The sequence below is a fragment of the Thermosporothrix sp. COM3 genome (assembly GCF_059696735.1).
Genome location: NZ_AP019376.1, coordinates 6597129 through 6612678, shown reverse-complemented (window position 1 = coordinate 6612678; position 15550 = coordinate 6597129). Strand labels below are relative to the sequence as shown.

13 protein-coding genes are annotated in these 15550 nt (G+C 53.6%); 7 read left to right on the top strand and 6 right to left on the bottom strand.

The window, feature by feature from the left end:
- Positions 1-50 precede the first annotated feature (50 nt).
- The gene (locus KTH_RS28290) at positions 51-887 is read left to right on the top strand and encodes a nucleotidyl transferase family protein (RefSeq protein WP_497622213.1); all 837 of its coding nucleotides are present in this window, start codon (positions 51-53) and stop codon (positions 885-887) included.
- Between the two features lie 6 nt (positions 888-893).
- Here KTH_RS28290 and KTH_RS28285 read toward each other — a convergent pair whose 3' ends face one another.
- Complete coding sequence (locus KTH_RS28285) at positions 894-1577, bottom strand: FHA domain-containing protein (protein WP_111320379.1); 684 nt, start codon at positions 1575-1577, stop codon at positions 894-896.
- A gap of 349 nt (positions 1578-1926) precedes the next feature.
- Between KTH_RS28285 and KTH_RS28280 the strand changes: the two genes are divergently transcribed.
- A complete protein-coding gene (locus KTH_RS28280) occupies positions 1927-3702 on the top strand; it encodes a CocE/NonD family hydrolase (protein WP_497622210.1) in 1776 nt (591 codons plus the stop codon).
- Positions 3703-3731: 29 nt separating this feature from the next.
- Here the strand turns inward: KTH_RS28280 and metG are convergent, their stop codons facing one another.
- Complete coding sequence (gene metG, locus KTH_RS28275; protein ID WP_497622209.1) at positions 3732-5309, bottom strand: methionine--tRNA ligase; 1578 nt, start codon at positions 5307-5309, stop codon at positions 3732-3734.
- A gap of 428 nt (positions 5310-5737) precedes the next feature.
- Between metG and KTH_RS28270 the strand changes: the two genes are divergently transcribed.
- The 3 genes from KTH_RS28270 (at position 5738) to KTH_RS28260 (ending at position 8402) form a co-directional block, all read left to right on the top strand.
- Positions 5738-6427, top strand: coding sequence for a dienelactone hydrolase family protein (locus KTH_RS28270; RefSeq protein ID WP_497622207.1), 690 nt, complete (start codon positions 5738-5740; stop codon positions 6425-6427).
- Between the two features lie 359 nt (positions 6428-6786).
- Positions 6787-7008 carry a hypothetical protein gene (locus KTH_RS28265; protein ID WP_111320371.1) on the top strand — a complete coding sequence of 74 codons (222 nt, stop codon included), beginning with the start codon at positions 6787-6789 and terminating at the stop codon, positions 7006-7008.
- 194 nt (positions 7009-7202) lie between these two features.
- Positions 7203-8402, top strand: coding sequence for an acyl-CoA dehydrogenase family protein (locus tag KTH_RS28260; protein ID WP_170142427.1), 1200 nt, complete (start codon positions 7203-7205; stop codon positions 8400-8402).
- Between the two features lie 39 nt (positions 8403-8441).
- Here the strand turns inward: KTH_RS28260 and KTH_RS28255 are convergent, their stop codons facing one another.
- From KTH_RS28255 to KTH_RS28245, 3 genes are read right to left on the bottom strand one after another with little or no spacing between them, the layout of a single operon-like run.
- Entirely contained in the window at positions 8442-9650 is a 1209-nt protein-coding gene (locus tag KTH_RS28255) for a hypothetical protein (protein ID WP_111320367.1), read from the bottom strand.
- On the bottom strand, positions 9643-10602 hold the full coding sequence (locus tag KTH_RS28250; protein ID WP_170142426.1) for an HpcH/HpaI aldolase/citrate lyase family protein: 960 nt from the start codon (positions 10600-10602) through the stop codon (positions 9643-9645). The genes KTH_RS28255 and KTH_RS28250 overlap by 8 nt, the downstream gene beginning before the upstream one ends.
- Positions 10603-10654: 52 nt before the next feature.
- Positions 10655-11596, bottom strand: a complete 942-nt coding sequence (locus tag KTH_RS28245; RefSeq protein WP_111320363.1) for a LysR substrate-binding domain-containing protein — start codon at positions 11594-11596, stop codon at positions 10655-10657.
- Between the two features lie 223 nt (positions 11597-11819).
- Between KTH_RS28245 and KTH_RS28240 the strand changes: the two genes are divergently transcribed.
- Positions 11820-12584: a cytidylate kinase-like family protein gene (locus tag KTH_RS28240; RefSeq protein ID WP_111320350.1), complete on the top strand. Its 765-nt coding sequence runs from the start codon at positions 11820-11822 to the stop codon at positions 12582-12584.
- A gap of 4 nt (positions 12585-12588) precedes the next feature.
- Here the strand turns inward: KTH_RS28240 and KTH_RS28235 are convergent, their stop codons facing one another.
- A complete protein-coding gene (locus KTH_RS28235; RefSeq protein ID WP_497622203.1) occupies positions 12589-13986 on the bottom strand; it encodes a winged helix-turn-helix domain-containing protein in 1398 nt (465 codons plus the stop codon).
- 176 nt (positions 13987-14162) lie between these two features.
- Here KTH_RS28235 and KTH_RS28230 point away from each other — a divergent pair, with 176 nt between their 5' ends.
- On the top strand, positions 14163-15542 hold the full coding sequence (locus tag KTH_RS28230) for an NAD-dependent succinate-semialdehyde dehydrogenase (protein WP_111320346.1): 1380 nt from the start codon (positions 14163-14165) through the stop codon (positions 15540-15542).
- Positions 15543-15550: the final 8 nt, after the last annotated feature.

Below are 15550 nucleotides of genomic sequence, written 5' to 3'. Positions count from 1 at the left end.
GGTTCTTTTTTTCTATCGCTCGGCCTGTAGAGCTATGGTACAATAGAGGCATGAGCAAAAGAACACATCATTTTTCACAGCACACGCTTCAGCAGCTCCGACGCATGCAACGCCTGATTGATCGCCTTGACCCGGCAGGACCGCCCGCTGTCGTGTCGCTTCCCGGTTCCCCGGAACCAGAAGGCGATATCATTATCTTTTCGGGCTCATTTAATCCGCCCACTCAGGCCCACATCGCTATGCTGAAGCAGGCCCGGCTGCTATCGAGCAAGCGCCCGCTACACATCTATGCAGCCATGAACAAACAAACAACTGACAAGGAAACGGTTGACCGCCCGATCTTGCTGGATCGCTTAATGCTACTTCGAACAGTGTTACGACGGCGTTTGCCACATGCAGGTATGTTGCTCTTTAACCGGGGGCTTTATGTGGAACAGGCCGAAGCTGTACGCCAACATTTCCACAAGGTCAGACGGCTCTTTTTCCTTATGGGCTTTGACAAAATCGTACAGATCTTCGACCCGCGCTATTATCATGATCGAGATGTCGCCTTACGGGATCTCTTTCGGCTCGCAGAACTGGTTGTGGCTCCGCGTGGTGAGGCCAACAGCAATGATCTTTCGCAACTCATCCATAAGCCGGAAAACGAGCCCTTCGCTCGTTACATTCACGCGTTGCCTTTAAGCTCTCTCTATCGCGATATCTCATCAACGCAGATCCGCCAGGGAGACAGGGAGGCACTTCAGCATGTGCCCCAGGAGGTCCGCCATTTTATCGCCACTACCCGGGTGTATGCCCCTCCACTGCGCTTACGCGATGGCACCGAGCTTGATTCCTATGCTCAACGGATACGTCTGCTTCAGCGGGAGCTTCAGCAGCGCCTGTAGGTTTACTCAGGCCTGAAACAGGCGGAACACAAAGTTGCTTCCGCCAATCTGGACCACATCGCCATCACGCAAGACATGACGGTCAATCGGCCTTCCATTGACGAAGGTGCCGGTCGCCGACTGATTGTCGATCAGCTCATACTCACCGCCTGGCAATTCATGAAGGGTCGCATGATGGCGGCTCACCGCCAGATCCTCCAGAAAAATGTGGCACTCGCGGCTCCGCCCGATCGTCATTTCGGGCAGCACCTCAACGCTGTTCAAGGCTCCACTGGCGCGCCCATTTGACAGTTGCAAGCGGGCCGCGACCTGAAGCGCCTGTTTATTTGCACGAGACTCTCGACCCCGTGAGATAGGCAGCTTAAAGGGGCGCGTCCCCTCATTGGTATAAAAAGTCATATCGGTATTGCCAAACGAAAGCCGATCACCATGCTGTAGCATCTGCTCCCGAACTGAATTGCCGTTCACCAGACTATCGCCACTTCCATTATCATCACGTAAGATATAGCTTCCATTCGGCGTGCGCAGAATGCTTGCTTGCTTTCGATGAACAGTTAAATCCTCAAGGAAGATGTCACAATTTCGACTTCGCCCGATTGTCGTGCACTCTTTCCAGAGCTCAACGCGTTTGCCTGACAGCGATCCATGCTGTATGACAAGGTAGGCAACCGATGCATTATCCTGATCCATAACGCCCCACTCAAATCTCTATTAGTTTCGCCATTCTGCGACGACAACAGCAGAATATCGCACTCGTGGATTGAGTATAACGAATTGCATCGAAGAGTGTCAAGTTTCACCAAAGTGGTCGGAGAGGCTTTGAAATAGCAAGAAACGGTAAAAGGGACAACACCGGGTCTGTTGGACTTCCAATTACATTATACTCACCGTCCAAGTTACAACATACAATGGAAGAGGTAATACATGCCGTATCACTGAAAAACCCTTCATTTCTGGTCGGACCATTTTGAGATGTTGTAAGATAAAGTTAATCACAGGGAAAAACGCACAAACGTTCAGTACCCTCAAAGGAGCACATATGACCCAACAGATAGCTCATCAAGTCACTGTTGATTTTGACGTTCCCGCAAAGATGCGTGATGGCACAATCCTGCGCGCCAACGTCTATCGCCCGGTCGGAGAGGGCAAATGGCCGGTTCTGCTTACCCGCCTGCCATATGGAAAAGATCTCTCTCGCAGCATAACATCACTGGACCCCTTACAGACAGCCCGCCGGGGCTATGTTGTGATTGTGCAGGATACACGCGGGCGCTTTACCTCTGGCGGCGAATGGGAACCTATGCGCCATGAAGACACCGACGGCTATGATACCATTGCCTGGGCCGCCAACCTGCACTATAGCAACGGACAGATCGGCCTCTTTGGCGGCTCCTATCTCGGCTTTACGCAATGGGCTGCCCTGACCCAGAAGCCAACCACCGTCAAGGCCGCCATCCCTGAAATGACATGGAACGATCCCTTCAATGGCGTGATGTTTCGTGGCGGCGCTCAAGAACTGGGATTGATCGGTTACTGGTACATGGGTCTTGGCACCGATGTACTGATGCGCCAATACCAGAATGAACCCGATCCACGCAAGTTCGCGGCGGCGCTCCATCAATACATTACCGATCTCGACGCGCTTGGACCACAGGGCTACTGGTCGCTCCCCCTCAAAGAGTTCACCCCCTTCAAACGCAACGCTATCGCCCCCATGTTCTTTGAGCTCTACGAGCACTATATGGACCGTTCCTTCACGGAGTCAGCGACGATTCGTGGCAAACATGGGCAGGTCACAGTCCCCACACTCAATATCGCTGGCTGGTATGATATCTTCCTTCAAGATACAATTGAGAACTTCCGCATTCTCCATACCGAGGGCAGCACTCCCGAGGCCCGACAGAGCAAGCTCTTGATTGGTCCCTGGACGCATGGCGGCTACTTCAACCCTATCGGCGAGATCAATTACGGCACAGCCGCTTCAGCCATGCTCATCAATATGCAATATGATCTGGCAACTATCCAGCAACGCTGGTTTGACTACTATCTCAAAGGCATCGATAACGGCGTTGCCAGCGAGGCCCCGGTCAAGCTCTTTGTGATGGGAGCGAATGTCTGGCGCGACGAACAGGAATGGCCGCTCGCTCGGGCCGTCGAGACACGCTACTATTTGCATAGCGACGGACATGCCAACACGCTCAAGGGTGATGGACTCCTGACGACAGAGACTCCGGCAGATGAACAGCCCGATCACTATGACTATGACCCGGCAAACCCTGTGCCCACTCGCGGCGGCGCACTCCTGATGCCTCCCGAGTTCCGTCCGGGGCCGTGGGATCAGCGCCCGATCGAGAGTCGTGAAGATGTTCTGGTGTACAGTACGCCTGTGCTGGAACAGGATGTTGAAGTCACTGGCCCGATTACCGTGCATCTCTGGGCGATTTCCAGCGCTCCCGATACCGACTTTGTAGCCCGGCTGATCGACGTTCACCCTGACGGCTACGCGCAGAATCTGACCGATGGCATCATCCGCGCACGCTATCGCCATGCAACACACGGAGGAACACCTTCACTGCTTGAGCCTGGCAAGGCATATGAGTATGATATAGATCTCTGGGCCACCAGTAATCTCTTCAAGAAAGGGCATCGCATCCGCCTGGATATCACAAGCAGTTGCTTTCCGCGTTGGGATCGCAACCTGAATACGGGCCACGATATCGGCACAGATAGCGAAATGGCGGTCGCACACCAAACAATTTTACACGACGCCGACCATCCCTCCTATATTGTCCTGCCCATTGTGCCTCAAGCCTGAAGCGATAGGGAGAGAGGAGAAAGCCTTTCCTATCCTCTCTCCTCTTCCAGGCGCGGGAAGATGACCGCTCCCGGCTGGACCTGTGTCAGGCTTCGAGCACTCCATGTACCCTCTGTCTCCCAGGCTCCCCGCTCAAGCGCGGGCAGTCCCAGTTGCTCTCGAATACGCTGGCAGGCAGTAGGAATGTAGGGACTCAGGAACACTGAGAGCAGTCGCAGAGACTCGGCAGCGGTAAACAGGACGGTATCGAGCCGCGTTGTCTGATCGACTTGACGCGCCAGCTTCCACGGTTCGTTCTGCTCGATATACTGGTTGATGCGCCGCACAAAACCCCAGGCGGCCTGAAGCGCACGCCCGATCTCCCAGACCTCAAGCTCCTGTTCGGCCTTCTGCCGCACGGCCTGCGCCTGCGCCTGTATCTCCTGCTCAAGCGGCCCCTCCATCCCAGGATTGGGAATAGCACCGTTGCGGTAGCGCTGAATCATCGAGACCACACGATTGAGCAGGTTACCGAGATCGTTCGCCAGCTCGCTATTATATGCCTGCAACAGCCCGGCACGCGAGAAGATGCTATCAGAAGCGAAGGAGAGATTCCGCAACAGGTAGTAGCGCACTGCATCAACACCTACTGTGTCAACCAGTTCAACCGGATCAACCACGTTACCAGCGGTCTTTGAGAACGCCTCACCCCCCTCGGGATTGAGGAATCCATGCACAGCCACCTGACGCGGCAAGGGCAGTTGTGCCGAGAGCAGCATTGCGGGCCAGTACAGACAGTGAAACCGCGTGATATCTTTGCCAATAACGTGGGCATTAGCAGGCCAGTAGTGCGTGAACTGCTGCTGATCCTCCGGGAAGCCAATCACGGTCAGATAGTTGGTCAGCGCATCAAACCAGACATAGAGCACCTGCGCCGGATCATCGGGAACCGGAATTCCCCAGTTCTCAAAGCCGGGACGCACCTGCCGTGATATAGAGAAATCACGCAGGCCCTGTTTCAGCATCCCAAGCACTTCAGCTCGTCGTGAGGCCGGGACAATAAACTCGGGATGAGTTTCGATATGTTCGCGCAACGCATCGCTGTATCTGGAGAGGGCAAAAAAGTAGTTCTCTTCATCGAGCCATTCAGGCATGATCGAGGGATGCAACGGACAGTGCCCATCAGTCAATTCTTCAGCCGTGTAGAAGGTGTTACAGTTCGGGCAATACCAGCCAGAATACGTGGACTTGTAGATGTCTCCATTGGCCCGAGCTCGGCGAAACATCTCCACTGATGCATGGACATGCACCTCTTCCGTAGTACGTATCCAGCGGTCATAAGAGATGTCCAGCTTTGACCACGCCAGGCGAAATGCCCGGTTAATCTCATCGATCCACTGATGCGGCTCTACCTGCGCTTTCTGAGCAGCACGAAGCACATGCAGGCTATTCTCGTCAACGCCACCACTGAACAATGTATCATCACCACGCAAGCGATGATAGCGGGCCAGCACATCCGCCGCCAGTTTCTCTAATGCATGACCGATATGGGGCTTCCCATTCGAGTAATCAATGGCTGTCGTAATATAGTATGTACTACAGCCCTCGTCCTTCTGTTGAGCTGCCATAAAATGACCCCTCCTTTTTCAAATGCGCAAACAAAAAAGGAGCTCAGGACGTGTCGCCCGAACTCCTCATGTCTTTTGCTAATAGACGCTTAGCGTTTCTGTCTTCTTCCCATAGAGAAGGACGGCGACACCTCATCAGATGCCATCATCATCGGCATCTGACCCATAGAGCGCATCATCATAGACATGGAAACCACGTTCAATGTCACCGGTCTTCTTCTCCAGTTGAACAAAAACAAGAGCCTTTTTCCTTTCTCACCAGTCTAGCGCTCTCTGCGTCAAATGTCAAGCAAGCAAAGAGCACGCAAGCAGCGTGCTCTTCACAGTATAGCTACAATAGAAACAACCCATCTATTGCTACGGGTATAGAAGCAAGAGCCTATACCAGGCTCTCCTCTGTTATTCTTTCCAGAAAAGGAGCTTTTCTTATGGCAGTTGTCCGCATGTCGAAAGTCGAAACCAATGACCAGGGGGCCTATGCATTCCTCTTTCAGCCCGATGACGATCAGCAGCATCCCGGCATTGTTCTGATTCAGGAATGGTGGGGCATTGAGGCGCATATCATCGATCTGGGGCAAAAGCTTGCCAGCGAGGGTTTTCTTGTGGCGGTCCCCGACCTGTATCATGGACGTGTAGCAACCGAGCCGGACGACGCGACAAAAATGGTGATGCTGGTACGCCAGAACCTGGATCGCGCCCTCGGCGAAATCGCCGCGACGCTGGACATGGTCAAACAGCAGCTGGCCATTACCCCAAAGAAACCGGGGATCATTGGCTTTTGTCTTGGCGGCCTGCTCACGTTCCTGACCGCTGAACGCTATCCTGACCTGGGCTGTGCTGTCCCCTTCTATGCCGGACACTATGACCCGACTCCAGAAGAGGTAGCGCGGGTACGCTGCCCGATTCTCGCCATCTACGGGAAGCAGGATAAAGGCATTCCCCAGAGCCAGATACAGAAAATCGAGAAGCTCTACCATGATGCCGGGAAGGATTTGACAGTCAAAGTCTATGACGCAGGACATGCCTTCCTCAACCCGAGCCATGACGCCTATAATGCGCAGGCAGCCGCCGATGCCTGGCCTCGCGCCGTCCAATTTCTCAAGCAGCACCTGCGTTAGCTCAACAAAGCAGAACTTTTCTCAGGGGAGATAGAACATTTCTCAGTATTCACCTGCACTTTCCTCTTGACGAAGAGAGGGTTGAGCTTGTATGCTTAACAACAAGATGAAAGAGGCAAGTGCAAGATGAACTACTGTTAAACAGGCAGGGGCGCGATGCTCCTGCACATCTCTCACACCACTTTTATCAACAAAGCTCAATTTTTGGATGCAACCTCCGATAAAATATAGTACATTCTCGTTTAAAGAATTTGAGATAGGCAGGGAGGTTGCAAGAGGGAAGGAAGCAATAAGAAGGATCTCATTTGCAGATTTGCATCCACTGAGCTAGAAAAGAAGAAAGCAAGGAACGGAAAACTATGGGTCAAAGTGAAGTTGCTCGGCTTCGTCGCCAGATTGAAGACGAATATCAGGCCATGAAACTTGGACTGTCAGGCTTCTCATGGGGCACAGCAAAACATGACTTTATTCAGGCTCGTATGAGGCGTGTCGACCTCTATCATGAGCAGCTAGCCAGACAGGTAGGAGAGAAAGAAGCGACTTCCACTATTTATGATCTATACACGCAAATCATCGGCTAGCATCCACAGGGTGGACACATGGAGTGTCCACTTTTTTGTTTCCCCGCTCCAGCCTCCCAGGGCCACGCCTTGCCCGGTAGAAGTTGCCGTGAACAAGGCAAACTGCTCAAAAATATAATACAATAAAGCCAATAAAGCCAATCGAGCCAATACACCCACAACAGAAAAACTCGTCCATGTTAAGGAGTTTCTACATGACCTTTCCCGCGTATCCTAAGACAGAGGAACAAAAGAAGTTACTCGCTCTAGCAGGAGAACTCGCCGATACATTTGCCAAACGAGCCGCCGAGAAAGATTGGGCCGGTATTTTCCCCTACGAGAACTATGACGATTTGCGAGCCTCTGGCTACCTCACCATGACCGTACCGAAAGAGTATGGCGGCATGGGTGCCAGCTTGCTTGATGTCTCACTGGCGCAGCAGCGCCTTGCTCAGGGAGATGCATCAACGGCCCTCGCAGCCAGCATGCACCTCTCCAATATCGCGAAGATGGCAGAAAACGCAGCCGGAACCGGACATAATGCATTCTTTGCCCGTGTCTGTCAGGCCGTGATCGAAGAAGGCGCACTGCTCAATGCAGCCCTCAGCGAGCCTGCGACTGGCAGCCCAAGCCGGGGAGGTCTTCCCACGACAAAGGCCGTCCGTCAGCCCGATGGCTCATGGGTCGTTACCGGGCGCAAAACCTTCACCACTGGCAGCCCTGCACTCTACTTCTTCCTGACCAGTTGCGCCATCGAAGATACAACCGATCTGCCATCGCTCAACGCCGAACGTGGTAGCTTTCTGATTCCTCGCAGCGCGAAAGGCGTGAGCATCAAGGAAACCTGGAACTCGGTCGGTATGCGTGGAAGTGGCAGCCACGATCTGATTCTTGAAGAGGTCCACCTTGAGCCAGAGGCCTATATGGAGAACCAGCTTCCTTCCAACCCTGCCGCCAAACATCGCCTGAGCGCCTGGTCCTTCCCGACCGCCGCTGTCTATCTTGGCATTGCTGAGGCAGCACGCAATGAGGCGGTCAAATTCGCGCAAAAACGCCGCCCGAACTCGCTCAAGCAACCAATCACCACCCTCCCTCATATTCAGGAGAAAATGGCGAAAATTGAGCTGGCTCTGTTGCAAAGCAAGGCGGTTTTCTTTGGCGTCGCCGAGCAATTCACCATCGACGATACCAGTGTGCCAGCAAGCCAGTTCGCTGCCGCGAAATATCTGGTCACCAACCATGCTGTTGAGATCGTTGATCTGGCGATGCGCCTCGTCGGCGGGGCAAGCCTCTCCCTTAGCTTCCCACTTCAGCGCTACTATCGCGACGTTCGCGCCGGGTTGCATCATCCACCTATGGATGACGTGACCATTACGATGCTTGCGAACGATGCCTTCGCGACACCTGAGGAATAAAGCTGAACGGCCCACAGAGCACGTGGGCCGTCTTCTTTTTCAGTCGATGAAATCCGAGGGCAGACATTGTTCAACCAGAACGCGGCGAAAGATTTCCCAACGATCAGCACCCTGAAGATGTGGCTTGAGGAGCCGCTTACCATAATAATACGTAAAAATATAGGTCTCGAAATAGGGCTGACTCAGGAATTCCAGCATCTTTTCAGCATTTGCCTCAGAGGACAGCGCATAGCGAGCCAGATAGCGCTTCATCTCCTCTTTTGAGCATCCCTCACGCAGCATAAAAGCCACGTTCCCGCGCACCCCCTCAAGCGTCTCATATGCCGCTTCCAGACGCCGCACATCGACCGGATCAGGCTCCATCCCGAGCAACGGATAGATCTTCTCGGCAAGCCACTGCTCAATTTCACCGGGAGCGAATATCATCTCGGCAGCCATTGTCGCAATACCCTCGCTGATCACGCACTGCGGACTGACCAACAGCACAATCGCCTGATCGAGCTCTCCCCGCTCGTTATACAGAATCTTCTCTTTCAGCACTGCCTCGGTATGGTGTCCGGGGTAGACCTCATGGCACAACAGATCGGGGAGGCGCTTGACCGAGGTCGGCAAATCCGTGTTAACATCGATCTTCGAGCGATACTGCCCGAGATACCAGCATTGAGCTCCAAACGGTTTCTGCTTTACCAGCTCAATTTCAACGCTCTCTTCCTCTGGCAAGGCCACAAAGGTGCTGGTACGCGCCCGAACCTCCGCTTTCACCATGTCCATCAACCTCGGCAACAGCTCCATCTTTTCCTGTGGCACATTGTATCGATGACGATAAGCCAGGCGCCGCTCATAGAGACTGCCGTGACCCGGAAGCAACTCCTCAAGGATCGCGTGCGCCTGCTCAAATTCGCTCTCTGGTATCCAGACCGGGTGAATATCCAGGCAGCGCTCGGCCTCTTCTTCCAGCGTAAACTGTTCACCGCTCAGCCGCCGCGCAATGGTTTCCATCGATACAATCTGTTTCTGAAGATACAGCGCGTGTCTGGGCTCAAACTGTTGTACCGGGAGCGCATTCGCCAGTGCCATCGCTGCTCGCACCATATCACTTGCTGATACGTCGCACTTTGTCAATGCCTCCTCTTTCCACTCAGGCGGCCCATAATACGAGTCCACATAGGAGGTCTCGGTCACCTTGTGAATAGCGGCATCCAGTTGAAACGCCAGCGTGACATAGTTCTTAAACCACTGTTCACTCATGTTTTTCCTGACTTTCCTTGCGAATAGCGGCAAGCAACCCGGTCTTACGGGCAATCGCGAGGCGCTTCCACTCAACACGCAACTGAGCGGCATCAATCATCTGATCGTCAATCACGATCGCGCCTCGGCCCTCCTGCACATCCGCTTTTTCATAGGCCTCGATGATATGCAGCGCCTTTACCACCTCCTCTTTTGTGGGCGTAAATGCCTCATGAATCACATCCACTTGTGCTGGATGAATTGCCCACTTACCATCAAAGCCCATCCGGGCCGCCATCCGCGCATCACGGCGACAGGCCTCAAGATCGCGTACAGCGAGCGTTACGCCATCAACCACCGTCAGTCCAGCAGCTCGTGCAGCGGTAATACACTTGGCCTTTGCATAGTTGTAATAGAAGAACTGCTCTGCTCCCAGTTCCTGCGCCCCGATATCTCCTGCAAAATCGACCAGCCCGAAAATCAGCCCGCCCAGACGCGGCGTTGCTTTGGCAATCTGCTCGGCATGGAGTACTGCATTCGCGGACTCTATCAGCGCCTCTAGCTTAATGCGTCCGATCTCAAAGCCCATGTTCTCTTCGATCTGGGATAGCAGGCGATCCACAAAGAGAACATCTTCCGGCCCCTCACATTTCGGAATGACCACAACATCAATGAAAGGTCCTGCCGCCTCAACAACATCGATCAGATCGCGATAGAAAAACCGGGTACGAATGTTGTTCGGGCGAAAGGCGCGGAGCTTCCCCTTGAAATCAAGCGTCTTGAGCGCCTCAATAACCGTTTTCCGCGCCTCCACTTTCTGCGAGACCGCACAGGCATCTTCCAGATCAAACATGACCTGATCGGCGCTTGATGCCGCTGCCTTTGTCATCATCTTCATGCTATGGCCGGGCACAGTCAGTTCAGAACGTCGTACCACAAAATCACGAGCGACCACCATCTGACCCGTCGGCATAAGCGGATTCTCCTGCATGGGTTTCCCCCTTCTAGTGTTCCTGATGCCATCCTCACAGTTCGGGAGCGAGCGCCTGTTTATCAGCTAAGAGCTGCTCAGGCAATTCGGTCTGTTGCAGCATGAAGGCTTTAAAAGCTCTGGCTGTCGCTGAAAGGTTCTTTTCCTTCAAATGCAAAAGACGCCATTGTCGGATAATCGGAAAGCCCTCTACATCGAGGATGACCAAACGATTTGTCTCTAATTCCATATCAAGCGCGACCCGCGAAATAAGCGCGATGCCTAATCCTGCCTGCACCCCCTGCTTGATCGCGCTGTTATTTCCCACCTGCATACTGACCTGCAAAGGGAGTCCCGCTTCCTGAAAAGCACCCTCAAGGGCGGCCCGCGTGCCCGAACCGACCTCACGTAACAGAAAATGTTCGCGTGCCAGCTCAGCAAACGGAATACGCTGACAATGGGCCAGCCGATGCGTTGGCGGAGCAACGATCACCAGTTCATTCAGGGCAAACGGAGCAACGAAGAATGGCACTTCCTGCGGCACCCGCCCCATAATCGCCATATCGATACGATTGTTGATCAGCGCCTCTACCAGATAATTATGATTGACCACTTCCAGCGTGATTTCAACCTCGGGATACATCTGCCGGAACTTTCCCAGCACGCGGGGAATCACATATGTTCCCACAGTGGTATCAGCCCCCACGCTGAGCTTGCCATAGTGCGGGCTGCGCAGCGCCTCCATCGTATCGAGCGTTTCATCAATGAGCGAAAATATTTTCCGACTATAGAAATACAGTTCTTCCCCTGCCTGAGTCAGGTGTGTCCTGCGCCCTATCTTATCGAAGAGCTTAACGCCCAGTGACTCCTCAAGCTGTCGAATCTGTGCCGAGACCGCGGGCTGGCTGAAATGCAGCTCTTCCGCCGCCCGCACATAGCTACAGTGTTTCGCCACTACCTGAAAAGTCGCCAGTTGATGTAAGTTAATGGTACGCACTCATCCCTCCGAATCAGGACAGCCTTTTTAACGCCCTACTATACTTATAAATGAGTGTAACACAAGTTTGTCCTTCTTTCAGCGAACTGGGGGCGCTTTCACAGCTTGCGGTTTGCCTCTCTACGTTGTAGGATATTCTATAGCGTCGAGATAAAACACAATGACATATAATAAAACACAGCATGACGATCAATGACAGTACGTGAGTTAAAGGATTAATGGTATGCAACTCCTCTTTTTTCGCCAACGCAAACGACCGCCCAGAAACAGAGTAGCGGAACCGATGTCCCCTACCGCGGTTCCTCAGAACTTGCTGGCCGCCGATATCCCCCCAGTGGGAACAACCGTTATTACGGTCACGCGCAAATTCGCGAGCGGAGGGTCTGAAATCGCCAGGCTGGTCGCCGAACGCCTCGGCTTTGCCTGTGTGGACAACGATATTATCAGCAAAGTGGCGCGGCGGCTGAATCAGGACGAGCAGAGCGTTGCCAAACACGACGAACAAACAACGGGGATTACGGGACATCTTCTGACCGCCTTACAAACAACCAATCCACTGACCATCAACTATGGCACAGTCTTCAATAAAAATGAGGCCATCATCTCACAATCGCACGAGCAGGCCCTTTTCCAGTTAACGCAACAGATCTTACTTGAGGCTGCAACCCAGGGAAACGTGCTTCTGGTCGGTCGCGGCTCACAACTGCTGCTGCAACAAGCACCGCGCACGCTGCATATTGCTATATTCGCACCGATGCAACTCCGTATTCAGAACGTGATGAGGCAGATGCAGCTTTCCGCTGAAGAAGCTGCACATCTGATCGCAGAACGAGACTATGAGCAAAGGCGCTATCTGCTCTATAACTATGGCAACGACGGACAGCAGATCGAGCTCTATCACCTGCTCATCAACACAGGCCTCTTCACCTATGAGCAGGCAGCAGATCTGATCTGTCAGGCGCTCGCTACAGCTCAACAGTCTTTCTAAAGGGTTAGCGGCGCTCACCTCCATACCCGTTCAACCGATGCCCGATACCGCGTACTGTTTCCAGAAAACGTGGAGAGCGCGAACGATCACCAATACAATGACGCGTCCGCTCTACCAGCGCATCCAGTCGGGCATCATCGCGTAAGGGATCGTACTCCTCACCATAGACCGCTTTGGTTGTTTCGGCCCGCGAACAAATCTCGCCCGCATGCTGTGCCAGATACGTTAACAGCGTGAACTCCTTCACCGTCAGGCGAACAGGATGTAGCTTGCCATCAATCCAGACTTGCCGCCGTATCATATCAAGCTGTAACCCATGCGTCTGCGTTGAGAGCTGCAAGAGCACGAACGCGACAAAGAGCGGTGCGAAACAGCGATACACCTTGCTCCGATTTGTCTCTATCAGGATGCCCTTGAGCAGCAAGGAATTCAGGGCATCGTTCACCTGCCGTACCGGGAAGAGCTCAACCAGCGCATTGCGGGAAAGCAGGCCTTTCTGCATCTGGAATAGCATGTGTTGCTCGATATCGCTTAAACTGTTCCAGAGCTGTTCACAGGCGCTCAAGACACCACTGTCCCGGATCAACTTTTCTGCGCATACTGTGATAGAGTCACGCTCATGTAAGCGCACTGTTCTCTCTGCCTGCGTGGCAAGTGCCATGCGCAACAGATTATGATAACCGCCGGTGACCTCAATCAGCAGTTGCTCGATCTCGGGAGAACAGAAGAAATGATACTCTTGCTGTACGTCCCGGAGCAAGAGCTGAATGTCAGTATGCTCTAAGCCCTTCAGTCCGCGCACATGCCCATTGAAGAGTTCCAGAAAGCTTTCTTTGACAACCTTACCCTCCGGGGTCTGACAGATCAACGCGGGCAGATTGCTACAGGAAACGACATAGCACACGCGTCGCTGCGCCTCCTCGCGTAAGGCCCGCAACACCCGCAAGAAATGCGGCTTTACTTCCACAAAAGCCGCATCAAATGCATCGATCAGAAAGACAATGGTCAGATCCGGCTTCGCCTGTAAGATTGCCTCTACGCGCTCAAAAAGGAGATGTCGCGCAATCGTCTCGTTTTCCAGCAAGAGCACATTTCCTTCAGGCAATGAGGGCCCAAGCTGACGATAGGAAGGCTCAAGCAGCAGAGCCATTCGCTGATAATAAGCCAGAGCAGATGATTGCTCAAGCTCATACGTGTTCAGAAACAGAAAAAGAAAAGCTTCCTGCTGATCTGCTAGAAACTGCTCCTGCACTTCCTGCGAGAGCAGGCGGCGCAGAAACGACGTTTTCCCGGCCCCATCAGCGCCAATCAGTGCACAGGACTTCTTCAGTTTCAGCGCATGCATCACATATCTGATATCCTGATGCCGAAACAGAATTCTTCTATCACTGTGAATACTCATGCCTGTCGTCCTTTTACAAACCAGAATGCCATCTTCCAAAAGCAGGCAAACCGTTTTTACAGTTTTACCCTTCAGAATATTTGACGCAGAAACGGGGCAAAAAAAAAGCGCTCATCTTGTCTCTGACATACACCGTGAAATACAATAGTGCAAAGAAAAAGCAGGAGGAACAATGTATGAGCATACAATCCATTAACCCTGCGACAGAAGAGCTCATCGAAGAGTTCCAGCCCTTCAGCGCCGCAGAGATCGATGCTGCCCTTGACGACGCCCGCAAGGCCTTCCTTCAATGGCGCGAAAGCTCCTTTGCTGACCGGAGCACCCTCTTTCATCGAATCGCTGGCTATCTTCGCGCCCATAAATCCGAGCTGGCCCGCCTTGCGACACTGGAAATGGGTAAACCTATCATCGAATCCGAGGCTGAGGTTGAGAAATGCGCCTGGAACTGCGATTATTACGCCGAAAACGCGGCCCACTTTCTGGCAGATGAACCAATTCAAACCGACGCATCGGAGAGCTATGTTGCCTTTCAACCGCTTGGCGTGATTCTTGCGCTGATGCCCTGGAATTTCCCGTACTGGCAGGTGTTCCGGTTCGCGGCACCGGCCTTGATGGCTGGCAATGCCGCCGTCCTGAAACATGCCTCAAACGTGTCACGCGTGGCGCTGGAAATTGAGCGTATCTTCAAGGAGTGTGGCGCGCCGCACGGCCTCTTCCGCACCGTGCTGGTTCCCGGCTCAAAGACCGATACTCTGATTGCCGATAAACGCATCGCCGCTGTGACGCTGACTGGAAGCGACAGTGTCGGGGCTCAGGTGGCCGCCGCCAGTGGCAGAGCACTGAAAAAGAACGTGCTTGAACTGGGAGGCTCCGATGCCTTTATTGTGCTGGAAGACGCCGACATAGATGGCGCCGCCGCCACAGCCGCCCGCGCTCGCTACCAGAATACCGGGCAGAGCTGTATCGCGGCGAAACGCTTTATTGTCGTTGAGGCTGTCGCACAGGAATTTGAAGAGAAGTTTGCCGCCGCCGCCTCACAACTACGCGTAGGCGATCCACTCGATTCGACAACCCGGATTGGGCCGCTGGCTCGCGCCGATCTTCGAGACACGCTTGAACGACAGGTACAAGAAACGCTCGCGATGGGCGGGAAGCTCCTGCTTGGCGGGAATCGGCTTCCGCGCAAGGGCTACTTTTACGAGACGACTATTATCGGCAATGTAACGCCTGCCATGCCGATCTTTCGTGAAGAGACCTTTGGTCCGGTCGCCGCGGTCATTCGTGCCCGAGACGCCAACCACGCCATCGAACTGGCAAACGATTCCGATTTCGGGCTAGGCGGCAACCTCTGGACCCGCAACGTAGAGCGTGGCCAGCAACTTGCCCGCCGCATTGAGTCCGGCTCGGTCTTTATCAATGGAATGACTGCCAGTGACCCCCGACTCCCGTTCGGTGGGATCAAGCGAAGCGGCTACGGACGAGAGCTCTCCAGCTTTGGCATACGCGAGTTCACAAACATCAAAACCATCTGGGTCGGCCCCAAAAAAGAGGTATAAAAAAAAGG

Bases quoted from the DNA above. Each gene is read 5' to 3' on its own strand.
- KTH_RS28280 (WP_497622210.1), top strand. From the start codon at position 1,927: ATGACCCAACAGATAGCTCATCAAGTCACTGTTGATTTTGACGTTCCC.
- KTH_RS28240 (WP_111320350.1), top strand. From the start codon at position 11,820: ATGCAACTCCTCTTTTTTCGCCAACGCAAACGACCGCCCAGAAACAGA.
- KTH_RS28285 (WP_111320379.1), bottom strand. From the start codon at position 1,577: ATGGATCAGGATAATGCATCGGTTGCCTACCTTGTCATACAGCATGGA.
- KTH_RS28235 (WP_497622203.1), bottom strand. From the start codon at position 13,986: ATGAGTATTCACAGTGATAGAAGAATTCTGTTTCGGCATCAGGATATC.
- KTH_RS28290 (WP_497622213.1), top strand. From the start codon at position 51: ATGAGCAAAAGAACACATCATTTTTCACAGCACACGCTTCAGCAGCTC.
- KTH_RS28265 (WP_111320371.1), top strand. From the start codon at position 6,787: ATGGGTCAAAGTGAAGTTGCTCGGCTTCGTCGCCAGATTGAAGACGAA.
- KTH_RS28230 (WP_111320346.1), top strand. From the start codon at position 14,163: ATGAGCATACAATCCATTAACCCTGCGACAGAAGAGCTCATCGAAGAG.
- metG (WP_497622209.1), bottom strand. From the start codon at position 5,309: ATGGCAGCTCAACAGAAGGACGAGGGCTGTAGTACATACTATATTACG.
- KTH_RS28250 (WP_170142426.1), bottom strand. From the start codon at position 10,602: ATGCCGACGGGTCAGATGGTGGTCGCTCGTGATTTTGTGGTACGACGT.
- KTH_RS28255 (WP_111320367.1), bottom strand. From the start codon at position 9,650: ATGAGTGAACAGTGGTTTAAGAACTATGTCACGCTGGCGTTTCAACTG.
- KTH_RS28270 (WP_497622207.1), top strand. From the start codon at position 5,738: ATGGCAGTTGTCCGCATGTCGAAAGTCGAAACCAATGACCAGGGGGCC.
- KTH_RS28260 (WP_170142427.1), top strand. From the start codon at position 7,203: ATGACCTTTCCCGCGTATCCTAAGACAGAGGAACAAAAGAAGTTACTC.